The sequence below is a fragment of the Nonomuraea candida genome, assembly GCF_000725485.1.
Lineage (GTDB): Bacteria > Actinomycetota > Actinomycetes > Streptosporangiales > Streptosporangiaceae > Nonomuraea > Nonomuraea candida.
Map to the genome: position 1 here is coordinate 26,332 of NZ_JOAG01000012.1, position 12,205 is coordinate 38,536.

General features: G+C 73.0%; 11 protein-coding genes. 3 read left to right on the forward strand and 8 right to left on the reverse strand.

Annotated elements, in window-relative coordinates:
* The first annotated feature begins 3 nt into the window (after positions 1-3).
* Positions 4-984 (forward strand): ferric reductase-like transmembrane domain-containing protein, encoded by a 981-nt coding sequence (locus tag IO39_RS50540; protein WP_052422793.1) that lies wholly within the window; start codon positions 4-6, stop codon positions 982-984.
* Positions 985-1,036: 52 nt separating this feature from the next.
* Positions 1,037-2,653 (forward strand): NADH-ubiquinone oxidoreductase-F iron-sulfur binding region domain-containing protein, encoded by a 1,617-nt coding sequence (locus IO39_RS12115; RefSeq protein ID WP_342671412.1) that lies wholly within the window; start codon positions 1,037-1,039, stop codon positions 2,651-2,653.
* A 126-nt stretch (positions 2,654-2,779) separates the two neighbouring features.
* Here IO39_RS12115 and IO39_RS12120 read toward each other — a convergent pair whose 3' ends face one another.
* The 4 genes from IO39_RS12120 to IO39_RS12135 all read right to left on the reverse strand — a co-directional run bounded on the left by IO39_RS12120 (position 2,780) and on the right by IO39_RS12135 (position 7,603).
* Positions 2,780-3,610 (reverse strand): L,D-transpeptidase family protein, encoded by an 831-nt coding sequence (locus tag IO39_RS12120; protein WP_043620554.1) that lies wholly within the window; start codon positions 3,608-3,610, stop codon positions 2,780-2,782.
* Between the two features lie 198 nt (positions 3,611-3,808).
* Positions 3,809-5,773, reverse strand: coding sequence for an acetoacetate--CoA ligase (locus IO39_RS12125; RefSeq protein ID WP_043620556.1), 1,965 nt, complete (start codon positions 5,771-5,773; stop codon positions 3,809-3,811).
* A gap of 58 nt (positions 5,774-5,831) precedes the next feature.
* Positions 5,832-6,689, reverse strand: a complete 858-nt coding sequence (locus tag IO39_RS12130) for a serine hydrolase (protein ID WP_043620558.1) — start codon at positions 6,687-6,689, stop codon at positions 5,832-5,834.
* Positions 6,686-7,603, reverse strand: coding sequence for a LysR family transcriptional regulator (locus IO39_RS12135; protein WP_043621264.1), 918 nt, complete (start codon positions 7,601-7,603; stop codon positions 6,686-6,688). The genes IO39_RS12130 and IO39_RS12135 overlap by 4 nt, the downstream gene beginning before the upstream one ends.
* An 87-nt stretch (positions 7,604-7,690) precedes the next feature.
* On the opposite strand from IO39_RS12135, the gene IO39_RS12140 reads away from it, so the two are divergent.
* Entirely contained in the window at positions 7,691-9,277 is a 1,587-nt protein-coding gene (locus IO39_RS12140) for a penicillin-binding transpeptidase domain-containing protein (protein ID WP_063765258.1), read from the forward strand.
* A 79-nt stretch (positions 9,278-9,356) separates the two neighbouring features.
* On the opposite strand, the gene IO39_RS12145 is transcribed toward IO39_RS12140, so the two are convergent.
* The 4 genes from IO39_RS12145 to IO39_RS12160 form a co-directional block, all read right to left on the reverse strand.
* Positions 9,357-10,064, reverse strand: a complete 708-nt coding sequence (locus IO39_RS12145; RefSeq protein ID WP_084772728.1) for an HAD family hydrolase — start codon at positions 10,062-10,064, stop codon at positions 9,357-9,359.
* A 103-nt stretch (positions 10,065-10,167) separates the two neighbouring features.
* Positions 10,168-10,794: an HAD family hydrolase gene (locus IO39_RS12150; protein WP_043621271.1), complete on the reverse strand. Its 627-nt coding sequence runs from the start codon at positions 10,792-10,794 to the stop codon at positions 10,168-10,170.
* Positions 10,795-10,874: 80 nt separating this feature from the next.
* A complete protein-coding gene (locus IO39_RS12155; RefSeq protein WP_043621274.1) occupies positions 10,875-11,384 on the reverse strand; it encodes a DUF6912 family protein in 510 nt (169 codons plus the stop codon).
* Between the two features lie 115 nt (positions 11,385-11,499).
* Positions 11,500-12,144, reverse strand: a complete 645-nt coding sequence (locus tag IO39_RS12160) for an HAD family hydrolase (RefSeq protein WP_157548234.1) — start codon at positions 12,142-12,144, stop codon at positions 11,500-11,502.
* Between the last annotated feature and the right edge of the window lie 61 nt (positions 12,145-12,205).

The following is a 12,205-nucleotide window of genomic DNA, read 5'->3' on the forward strand; positions in this document are numbered from 1 at the left end:
TACATGCTCCACAGACGACACCCCAGGCACGCCCCCACCCTGCTGGACACCAGGAACGTCCGGCTGGGGGCCAGCGCCTCCATCGCGGCACTCGTGCTGACGGCCTTCGCGCTGACCAGGACGGAACGCGGGATCGCGCTGCTCGGCCAAGGGGTCGGCTTCCTCGAGTTCTACGCGGGCGTGTTCGCCCTGGTGCTGCTGACCGCGACCGTCGCGCTCGGCCTGCTCACCACGGAACGCGTCTTCCTGTCCCCGGCCAACCGGGTCAGGGCCCAGCTCGCGCACCGGGCGACCGCGCTCATCGGGCTGGCGTACCTGATCACGCACATCACGCTCATGATCAGCCTGGGCCACGTCCCGCTGGGGGCGGCGGTCGTGCCGGTCGCCGGCGTCTACGTGGGGCTCGGCACCCTGGCCTTCGACCTGATGGTCGTGGCCGTGGCGACGGGCATGCTCAGAGGGCGGTTCGCGGTGCGGACCAGGCCGGGAATGTGGCGGATCCTGCATTCGGCCGCGTACGTGGCCTGGCCCGTGGGCATCATGCACGGGCTCACCGCCGGCCGGCCGCCGGCGGGCTGGGTGGCCTGGTCCTACGTGGCCTGCATGGCGGCGGTCGGCGGCGCGCTGGTCGTGCGCGTGCTGGCGACACTGCGCCGGCCGCCGCTCCTGGCCGAGCTGGTCGAAGGGCCCGCCGCGACGGCGCCCGCCGCCCTGGGCGTGCCGTCGGAACGCCCGCAGAAGGCTCCCGCCGCCGCCGCGACGGCCCGCTCCGGCGCGGCAGGCGCGGAGCGGCCCGGAGAGCGGACCGGCGAGCGGGTCGGCGCCGCACGGGCAGGTGCGACGCGGACCGGCACGGAGCGGGTCGGCGCGACCGCGCGGGCAGGCGGGGCACGGGCCGGTGCGGCGGCGCGGCCAGGCACGGCGCGGGCCGACGCGCCCGTGAGCCTGGCCGAGGCGCGGCGCAGGTATCGGGAGGCGGGATGAGGTCGGTGGCCCGCTGGTCCGAACGTCCGCTCGCACGTCCCCAGGAGAGATCGTGATTCCGGCTCGAGTGCCACGGGTGTTACGCATGGGCCCGGCCCGGCTGACCGCCGGGCTGGACCACTGCCGCCGCCTCGACCTGCCCGCCCACCGCACCCTGCACGGCGTGGTGGAGCCGCGGGAGCTGGGCGAGCTCATCTCGTACGCCAACGAGGTGGACATGCGCGGCCGGGGCGGCGCGGCCTTCCCGTTCGCCCGCAAGCTGCGGGCGGTGGCCGACGCGGCCGGGCCGGGAGACAGCGTCGTGCTCGTCAACGGCGCCGAGGGCGAGCCGGCCAGCTCCAAGGACGCCATGCTGCTGACCCGCAACCCGCACCTGGTGCTGGACGGCGCGGTGCTGGCCGCCGAGGCGCTGGGCGCCCGCGAGGTGGTCGTCGCCACGGCCGGCGGCGAGGTCGCCGAGGCGTCCGTGGCCGCCGCCGTGGCCGAGCGCCGGGCGGCCAACGTCTCGGGCGGCGCCGAGAGCCGCGTCCCGATCAGGGTGGTCGGGATCGAGGAGCGGTTCATCTCGGGTGAGGGCGGCGCGCTGGTACGCGCGGTCAACGGGGAGGAGGGCATCCCGCCGGGCAGGAAGAAGCGGGCCGCGGCCAGCGGCGTGGACGGGCTGCCCACCCTGCTGTCCAACACCGAGACCTACGCGCAGTTCGCGCTGCTGGCCGAGTACGGGCCGGAGAAGTACGCCGAGGTCGGCACGGCCAAGGAGCCCGGCACGATCCTGCTGACCGTCAGCGGCGGCGCGGCCAACGGCGCCGTGATCGAGGCGCCGGCGGGGACGTACCTGTCGGACGTGCTCGGATTGTGCGAGGCGGAGATCGGCGACGGCGTCCTCATCGGCGGCTACCACGGCGCGTGGTTGCCGGCCGACGTCATCGAGACGGCCGTGCTCTCGCGTGAGGGCATGAAGCAGGCCGGCGCCACGCTCGGGGCGGGCATCATCGTCCCGCTCGGCGAGTCCACGTGCGCGCTGGGCGAGGCCGCGCGGGTCACCGCCTACCTCGCCGCCGAGTCGGCGGGCCAGTGCGGGCCGTGCCGGCTCGGCCTGCCCGACCTCGCCAAGGCCATGTACGCGCTGGTCGAGGGCACCGGCTCGGTGGACGCCGTACGGCGCGGCGTGCGCGGCGTCGAGCGGCGCGGGGCGTGCTTCCACCCGGACGGCACGGCCAGGTTCGTGCTGTCGGCGCTGGACGCGTTCGAGATCGAGATCGCGCAGCACCTGGAGCACGGCGGCTGCGGCCGGCCGGTGCGCGGGGTGCTGCCGATGCCGGAGCGCGAGGCCGAGCCGGAGTACCGGCTGGAGGTCGACTGGTCCCGCTGCCAGGGGCACGGGCTCTGCGCGCACCTGCTGCCGGAGTTCGTGGACCTGGACGACTACGGGTTCCCGTCGTTCCGGAAGATCCCCGGTTTCATGGCCAAGGACGCGCGGCGGGCGGTGGACATGTGCCCGGCGCTGGCCCTGCGGCTGGCGCGGACGACCGGGGACGGCCCGCAGCCGGTCGGCTCGCCGCTGCGGCTGGTCAAGGAGGGGATGCTCAGGAAGGCCGGGGAGAGCGTGCCGCGGCTCACGCGCGTGGCCGGCGGCATTCCGCGCATCTCCCGGGTCGGAGGGCCGTGAAATGGACTGACGGCGACAAAAACCATTCAAGACGTGTTTCCGGTCAATTCTGACAATGAGCCGAAAGTGGTTGCGGGAATGGCCCGGCGGCGCGGCCGGCCGTTTCCGCGACCACGTCCTTCACCGTCAGACGGTCTTGCCGCGCACGTGCACGGGCTCGCCGAGCCGCACCAGCTCGTACAGGCGCTTGGACGTCGCCAGCGGCACGCGGACGCAGCCGTGCGAGGCCGGGCGCAGCGGCACCTGGGTCGAGCCGTGCATGGCGATGCCGCCGACGAAGTACAGCGAGTTGAACATCGACCCGAGCCGTCCCGTCGTCCAGCCCGGCGCGCGCCGGGAGACGCGGAAGTCGCCGACGGGCGTGATGGCGTTGCCGCAGCGCCCGCCCTCGCAGTAGCGCACTTCGGCCCCCGAGGAGATGTGCGAGATCAGCGCCGGCTTGCGGTCGCGGTAGACGGTCAGGAGCTGGTCGCGCAGGTTGATCTCCACCCGGTCGGCCGCGCCGTGCGGCACCAACGGCCGCCTGCGGTGCTGCCGCTCGAACGCCCGCCACACCTCGGGCCCGACCGCCCCCTTCGGCATCATCCGCCGGTTCTTCTGCAGCGCCCACACGGCGAACTTGGTCTGCTCGTCGTAGACGCCGTTGATTCGGCCGAAGTAGTAACGCCCGGCGTGCAGCCGCCGCTGCAACGCCCTGACGGCCTCCCCCCGGTCACCCGGCCGCAGCACGTGCGCCCGCGCGTCCGCCGCCGTCCGCCGCATGCTCGCCCCGGCGCCGGTCACAGTGCCCGCTCCGGCGCCCGGCCTGCTGTCCGGCCTGCTGTCCGGCCTGCTGTCCGGCCTGCTGTCCGGTCTGCCGCCCGGCCTGGCGCCCGCCACAGTGTCCCTGCCGGTGTCCGCCCCGGCGACGGCCGGCACGCCGCAGGTGACGGCCATCGTGACACCCAGAGCGGCCATTCTTTGAAGCTTTATCCTCATAAATCAACGCCTACCCCGACCGCCGCGAATTCATGGGTTTTGTCAAGCAAAGGCCGGGCTAATAAGCGGATCACGCTAAATGCACTTTTATAGCGGCCAATCACCCAAAAACCGGTAGCAGCCGGATCGGCGCGACCGCCAGGAGCGCCGCCGGGCCCGGCGGCGCTCACCGCGCGGTCACGGCCTGTCGGTGAAGTGGCGGAGCACCTCGGGGTTGGCCATGGCGTCGGGGTTGGCCGCCTGCTCGACGGGGGTGCCGAGGAGGATCTTGCGTACGGGGACCTCGAGCTTCTTGCCCGACAACGTGCGCGGGACGCCGGGGACGACGCGGATCTCGTCCGGCACGTGCCGCGGTGACAGCTCCTTGCGCAGCGCGTCGCACAGCTCACGCTCCAGCGCCTCGTCCAGCTCGGCGCCCTCGGCGAGCGTCACGTACAGCAGCAGCCGCCCCTCCTGCCCGAGCTGTCCCGTGTCGATCACCAGGCTGTCGGTGACGGCCTCGAACCGCTCGACCACCCGGTAGAACTCGCTGGTGCCCATCCGCACGCCGCCCCGGTTGAGCGTCGAGTCGGAGCGGCCGTAGATCACGCAGCTCCCGTCCTCGTTGATCTTGATCCAGTCGCCGTGCCGCCACACGCCGGGGTAGACGTCGAAGTAGCTCTCGGCGTACCGCTCGCCGCCGGGGTCGTTCCAGAACATGACCGGCATCGACGGCATCGGCTGGGTCAGCACCAGCTCGCCCACCTCGCCGACGACCGGCTCGCCCAGCGGGTCGTACGCCTCGACCTTCGCCCCCAGCGACCGGCACGGGATGATCCCCGCCCTGATCGGGTGCAGCACGGTCGCCCCGACGAACCCGGTGCACACGTCGGTGCCCCCGGAGAACGACCCGACGGGCACCCCGGGCAGCTCGGCGGCCACCCAGGCGAACCCCTCCGGCGGCAGCGGCGACCCGGTCGAGCCGACCCCGCGCAGCCGCTCCAGGCCCTCGGGGTGGATGCCCGCCTTCAGCGAGGCCATGATGTACGGCGCCCCGACCCCGAAGTAGCTCACCCCCTCGGAGTCCGCGATCCGCCACAGCGCGGCCGGCGACGGGTAGGTGGCCGAGCCGTCGTACAGCACGGGCGTGGCCCCCACCAGCAGGGCGCCGATGAGGTAGTTCCACATCATCCAGCCGGTGGTGGTGTACCAGAAGAACACATCGCCCTCGCCCAGGTTGTGGTGGAAGGAGAGCGACTTGAGGTGTTCGAGCACGACGCCGCCGTGCCCGTGCACGATCGGCTTGGGCAGCCCGGTCGTGCCGCTGGAGTAGAGGATCCACAGCGGATGGTCGAACGGCACCCGCTCGAACTCCAGCGGCCCCTCCTCGGAGCGCAGCCCCTCCCAGCCGATCACCTCGCCGTGCGGCACCTGCCGGGTGTGCCCGGGGGCCGGCTCGGCCTGCTGCGGCGCGCGCCCCTCCCCGGCCGCCGACAGGTACGGGATCCACACCGTGGCCCGCAGCGAGGGCAGCGCGGCGGCGATCTCGTTGACCGCGGCGCTGCGGTCGTAGGTCTTGCCGTTGTAGAGGTAGCCGTCCACGGCGATGAGCACCTTGGGCTCGATCTGCTTGAACCGGTCGACGATGCTCGGCACCCCGAAGTCGGGCGAGCCGGCCGACCAGATCGCCCCGAGCGAGGCGGTGGCCAGGAAGGCGATCAGGGCCTGCGGGATGTTGGGCAGGTAGGCGGCCACCCGGTCGCCGCGCCCCACGCCGAGCCGGACCAGCCCGGCCCGCACCCTGGCCACCTCGGCGCGCAGCTCGGCCCGGCTCAGCTCCTGCCGGCCCCCGTCCTCGGAGACGAACACCACGGCCGTGCCCTCGGTGCGGCGCAACGCGTTCTCGGCGTAGTTGAGCGTGCTGCCGGCGAACCAGGTGGCGCCGGGCATCGTGCCCGAGAGCACGGGGCCGTCGCCCCGGTCGCCGATCACCTCGAAGTAGTCCCAGATGGAGGTCCAGAACTCCGCGGGCCGGTCCACCGACCACCGCCACGCGTCCTCGTAGTCGACCGGCCTGCCCAGCCCCTTCAGGTAGTGGGTCAGCCTGGCGGACTCGACGATCTCTTCGCTCGGCTCCCAGAGAAGCTCGCCCTCAGCAACCATGTGCCCCATCCTGTCGCCCGTTGAGAGGGAAGTACTACCCGGCCTTCCCCATAACTTGCTACCTCCGTAGGTGGTCCACCGCCATACGCGCGGCGGTGCCGATCACGGCGTCGGCGCGCGGCTGGATGAGCGCGGTGCTGAACGACCGGGTGAACACCGACACCGCGTAGCGGGCGCCGTCGGGGTACTCCACCACGCCCGACTCGCAGCGCAGGGTCGGCAGCGTGCCGGTCTTGCCGCTGACGGCCACGTCGTCGTACGGGAAGCCGGAGGCCAGCCGGTGCGGCCACACCTGCATGTTGAGCACGGTGCGCATCCACGCGCACGACTCGGGGGAGGCCGCCTCGTCCCGCCAGATCATCGCGAACAGCCGGGCCATCTCCCTGGGCGTGCTGCAGTTGGCGCGCGCGGGGTCGAGCGCGCTCAGCCGGGCGATGTCGTCGGGATCCACGAACGGCCAGGCGTGGCCGGCGTCCCTGCCCATGCTCGCGTTCATCTCCCCCGCGCCCTGCACGACGCGGGTGTCCTTGAGCCCGAACTCCGCCAGCATGCCGTTGACCGCGTCGAACCCGACCAGGGCCAGGAGCTTGTCGGCCGAGGTGTTGTCGCTCACCGCGATCATCAGGTAGGCCAGGTCGCGCAGCGAGATCGTCACGTCGTCGAGCATCGCGGAGAGCCCCGTCGGCCCCGTCACCCGGTCGGCGGCCGTCACGGTGACCCTGGCGGCGAGGTCGAGCACCCCGGCCTCGGCCTGGCGGCAGAGCGCGATCAGCAGCGCCACCTTGTACATCGAGGCCGTGGGCAGCGGCTCGTCGGCGCCGCGCCCGACCTCGTGCCCGGTGTCGATGTCGGTGGCGTACAGCCAGCCGGTGACCCCGGCCGCGCGGAACAGGCTCTCGAAGGCGGGCGCGCTCATGCCAGCATCCCCGGCCTGCGGCTGACCCGCCGCACGGGGGCGGCGACCTCGTCGCTCATCCCGGCGCTCTCCTTCAACGTCCGTACGGCCACCGCCGAGAAGTCGGCGCCGGCGGCCGTCACCGCGCGCCAGGCTGTGGAGACCCGGCTCGCGATCGGCGAGCCTAGCAGCGGCCGCCACGCCAGCCCCGGCAGCTCCACCCTCGGCCCGAACGCCACCGCCGCGCCGGCCAGCACCATCCCGAGCCCGGCGCCCTCGTGCACCTGCGCGGGCACGAAGTTGTGACCGCGGCACTCGGCCAGCACCTCGGCGTGCCAGCCCGGCTCGCCCTCCTTGGGCGGCATCAGCAGCTCGCGGCCCGCCAGGTCGGCCAGGTGCACCTCGCCCACGCCCGTCAGCGGGTCGCCCTCCGCCAGCAGCACGCCCTGCGTCTGCACCAGCACCTGCCCGAAGCGCAGGCCGGGCGCGGTGACCGGGTGGCGGACGAGACCGACGTCGATCGCGCCCTCGGCCAGCGCGGTCACCTGGTCGGCGGTCCAGATCTCGGCGGGCGCCAGCCGCACCTCCGGGCTGCTCTCGCGGAAGGCCGCGACCAGGGCGGCCAGCACCGTGGGCCCCAGGTCGGGCGGCACGCCCACGCGCAGCACCGTGCCCCGGCCCTGCCGGGCCAGCTCGTGCAGCCGCTCCACCCTGCTCACGATCTCGCGGGCCTCGCCGAGCAGCAGCCGCCCCTCCTCGGTCAGCCGGACCTGGCGGGCGGACCGGTCGAACAACCGCACCCCGAGCTCCTCCTCCAGCCGTTTGATGCGCTGGCTGAGCGGCGGCTGGGCCATGCCGAGCCGGATCGCCGCATTGCCGAAGTGCAGTTCCTCCGCCACTACGACGAAGTAGCGGAGATGCCGGACAAGGTCCACGATCAGCAACTATATCCAAATCTATATGCCAGTAGGCGCGATATCAGTATTGGACACCGGGTCTGCGGCTCTGGTGTTCTTCCCGTCATGGCACCACAAACGGGGAGAATCTATGGCAGACGCCGCCGCAGACGCTGGCCGTGGGCGGTGGCGGCCGTGCTGGTCCCGGCCGTCGCGGCGGGCGGCGTCATCTGGGCGCTGCGGACGGAGGGCTCGCCCGAGGAGACCGCCGACCGCTACCTGGCCGCCTGGTCGGCCCAGAACTACGCGGCCATGCGGGCGCTGGTCGCCGACCCGCCCGCCGACTTCGAGAGCCGGCACCGCGGCTTCCTCTCCGGCGTCAAGGCCACCGGGGCGGCCTTCCGCCGGAAGGAATCGGCGCGGACCGTCACCGACGCCACCGACGCCGAGGTCGTCACCTTCACGGCCGGGGTGAGCGGGGCGCGGAGCTTCGACTACGACGGCCGGCTCCGGCTCGTCGAGCGCGACGGCACGTGGAAGGTGGCCTGGACGGCCGCCACCCTCCACCCCCTGCTGAAGCAGGGCCGGTCCCTGCGGCTGGTCACCGAGCAGCGGGAGCCGGCCCGGGTCCTGGCCGCCGACGGCACCGAGGTCAACCACCCGGGCGCCCCCGGGTCGGTGCAGCAGCTCATCGAGGGCATGCGGCAGACCTTCCCCGGCCGCTTCGCGGCGGCCGGCCGTACCAGGATCGACCTCTTCCAGGGCGACGAGCGGGTCAAGACGGTCGTGGCCCCGGCCACCACCAAGCCGATCCGGACCACCCTCGACCTGAAGGTGCACGCGGCGGGGGCCGCGGCGCTCAAGGGCGTGGACAAGCCGGCCTCGCTGGTGGCCCTGCGGGCCTCGACCGCGGAGATCCTGGCCGTGGTCAACGCGCCGGGCGGGTTCAACCGGGCGCTGCTCGGCAAGTACCCGCCGGGCTCGACGTTCAAGGTCGTGACGGCCTCCGCGCTGGTCGCCGGCGGCGTCGAGCCGGACCAGCAGGTCACCTGCCCGGCCGAGAAGAACATCGGCGGCTTCCCGTTCCACAACGCGGGCTTCAAGGACTACGGCACGCTCTCCTTCAGGAACGCCTTCGCGCACTCCTGCAACACCACGTTCGGGGAGCTGAGCGTGGCCGAGCTGAACGGCGGGCGGCTCGGCGAGGTGGCCGAGAGCTTCGGCTTCGGCACCCCGATCACGCCGGGCGTGCCGGCCGTGCGCGCCGAGTTCCCCGCCCCCAGGGACGACACCGACCTGGCCTCGGCCTCGATCGGGCAGGGCAGGGTGCTGGCGAGCCCGCTGAACATGGCCTCCGTCGCCGCCGCCATCGCCTCCGGCTCGTGGATCCCGCCCAAGCTGGTCACCGGCGAGCCGATCCCCGGCGCGCGGCCGGACCGGCCGCGCCCGCTGGAGGAAGGGGTGGTCAAGGCGCTGCGCAGCCTCATGCCCGCCGTCGTCACCGACGGCACCGCGCACGGCGCCAGCTTCCCGCCGGGCTCGGCGGGCAAGACCGGCACGGCGGAGTACGGCTCGGGCAAGGAGCCGCCCGCGCACTCGTGGTTCATCGGGTACAAGGGCGACGTGGCGTTCTCGGTCATCGTGGAGGGCGCCGGCGCCGGCTCGGCCGTGGCGGCCCCCATCGCCGCCCGCTTCCTGCGCGCCCTCGCCTGAACCCGCCCGCCTCCCGCGCACCCCTGAACTCGCCCTCTTCCCGCGCGCCCTCACCTGCCCCCTGGGGGTCGTCGGAGAGCTATCCGGCCGCGCGGTCCGCCGGGGCGGTCAGCGCGGCCACCGCCGCCACCACCTCGGCGGCGTCGGACAGGTCGGGCAGCACGATGTCGGCCCCGGCCTCCCGCAGCTCGGAGGCCACCGACCGCCCCGAGGCGACCCCGATCATCGCGGCCCCGCCGATCTTCGCCGCCTGCACGTCGCGCGTCGAGTCCCCGATCACGACGGTGTTGGCCGCGGTGAACGGCGTGCCCAGCCGCTGCCTGGCCCGCGACTGCGCGACCTGCAAGAGGGTCGCCTTGGGGTAGACCTCCTCGCCGTACCCCCCGAGCTCGAAGTCGACGTGCTTGTCGAGCCCGAACGCCTTCAGCTTGTGCACCGCGTTGCTCTTGATCGTCCCGGTCAGCACCGTCTGCACCACGCCGTCGAGCCGCGACACCGAGCGCAGCGCGTCCTTGGCCCCGGGCATCATCCGCCCCTCCTTCGCCAGCCGCCCCCGCCGGTCGGCGAAGGCCGTGGCCAGCGCCGACAGGAACCGGGGCAGGTGGTCGTCCTCGGCGACGACGCCGTTGACGGCGAGCGTCTCGAAGACGATCTCGGAGTCGGGCCGGCCCAGCGGGGGCACGAGCTTGACCAGCGGACGCCCGGTCACCCGGCGGAACGCCTCGGCGTAGGCGTCTCTGGTCACGATGGCCACGTCGACCAGCGTGAGATCGACGTTCCACAACACCAGGCGGTTGATGGCTGCCTCCTGAGAGATCCCCTGCGAAGGGTACGCCCGTCGCCCCGGATCAGGGCTCTCGGCCGGGCCATTCAAGCACGGCAGAGCGCGTTCAGGCGTAGTCGAGCGCGTCGGCGAGCCGGTCGACCACCGGCAGGCCGGTCTCCTTGAGCTGCTCCCTGGTGGTCATCCCGCCGGTGTAGAGCACCGCCCTGGCCCCCACGTGCCGCGCCGCGAGCCCGTCGTCCACGCTGTCGCCGATCACGAGGATCTCGCTCGGGTCGACGCCGATGGCCTTGATGTGCGCGGCCATGTGCGCGGCCTTCTCCCCGCCGAGGGCGCCGACCAGGCCGTCGATCCTGGTGAAGTGCCCGCTGATGCCGAACGAGTCGACCTTCGGCACCAGGTGGTCGTGCGGCGCCATGGAGCAGAGCGACTGCGTGCCCGGCCAGCTCTTCAGCACGACCTCGGCGCCCGCGGCCAGCTCGCACACGTCGCAGAGCCGGTAGTAGTGCCGGTGGAAGCCGTCGTCGAGCGCCTGCCACTCGCCCTCGGCGAGCCGGCGGCGGAGCAGGCGCTCGTAGGCGAGCCAGACGGGGCGGGTGTAGACGGCGCGGAAGCCGTCGAGCGTCAGCTCGGGCAGCGCGTACGGCTTGAAGATCTCGTTCGTGGCTCCGACCACTGCCTCGGAGTCGTGAAAAAGGGTGCCGTTCCAGTCCCAGACAATGTGCTTCGTCATCATGCCTAGCCTAACCGGCAAGCATGACATTCCGGGCAACCGGCGCCACCATCGGGCGGCCGCCGGCCGCCCGCCCGGTGTCACGGACGCAGCAGGTCAGGGATCTCCTGGGTGGCGTACCACATGAGCTCGTGGGCCTCGGCCCCGTCAACGGTGAAGCGCGCGTCGTCGTCGCCCGCGTCGGAGGCGGGCAGCGCGGCGATGGCGGCCTCGACGTCGGGCACCGCCTCCTCGTCGTCGATGTGCACCGCCGCCACCTTGGCCATCGGGATCGGCGCGGAGAGATGCACCCGGCCGCGCTCCTCCAGCTCGGCGCGGGCCGTGGCGGAGCGCTCGGGCACCTCGGCCGCGACGACCACCCGGCGGGGCGCGGGCGACAGGCCGTCGGCGCGGTCGGCTGCCAGCATGCGCAGCGAGGCGCGGGCCGCCTCGGTGAGCGCGACGTATTCGAGCTCCTCGGTGTCGCCCGAGGCGTACCACTCGATCAGCGCCGGGGTCACCGCGTAGCCGGTCAGCGGGGCCGGGCCCAGCTCTCCGGCCTCGACCGCCGCGGCCAGGGCCGGGAGGGTGCACGGCAGATAGACGCGCATGACGAACCTTTCCAAGAACGTGCGAGGGCTCCGCTGCGGGAGATCAGCCTCACCATAGCGCCTGGTCAAGAGCACGGCTGCGGCCCGCCCGCGCGGGGGCGGGCCGCTCGCCGCGCTACTTGCGCAGGGTGCGGCGGAGCATGGTCTCCAGCTCGCCGATCGTCGTCGCCGGGTCGCGGTGGTGGATGCCGGTGATGCCGAGCGCGCGGGCGGCCACGATGTTGGCCTCGATGTCGTCGATGAAGACGCACTCCTCGCCGGCCAGGCCGATCCGGTCGAGCGCGTGGTGGAAGATGCGCGGCTCGGGCTTGCGCATGCCGACCTCGCCGGAGATCACGACCGCGTCGAAGATCTCGTCCCAGCCGTCCCGGGGGTAGGTGTTGGACCAGGAGTTGGACAGCAGGCAGGTCTTCACGCCGCCGTCGCGTACGTCGCGCAGCATGTCGTACATGGCGTCCACCCGCTCGAACCCCGCGAACATGCGGTCCAGCAGCCCTTCGGCGACCGGCGGCACCCCGTCCAGGGTCACCAGCCGGGCGGCGAGGTCGCGCTCGAAGGCGGCGCCGTCGATCTCGCCGCGTTCGAGGGCGTGGACGAGGTTCTCGCCGTCGCCCTCCCGGTAGGCGTGGTCGATCAGCTCGCGCATGACGGCGTAGTACTGGGCCGGCTCGATCCGGTCGGCCGCGATCCACCGTGCGATGGAGTCGGAGAGGCTGGTCGTCAGCACCCCGCCCCAGTCAATGAGAACCCCCATAACCATCGTCCTAGGGTAGAGCGTCTCAGAAACGGTTTTAGCGCGACTCATCTCTTTATTTACTAAC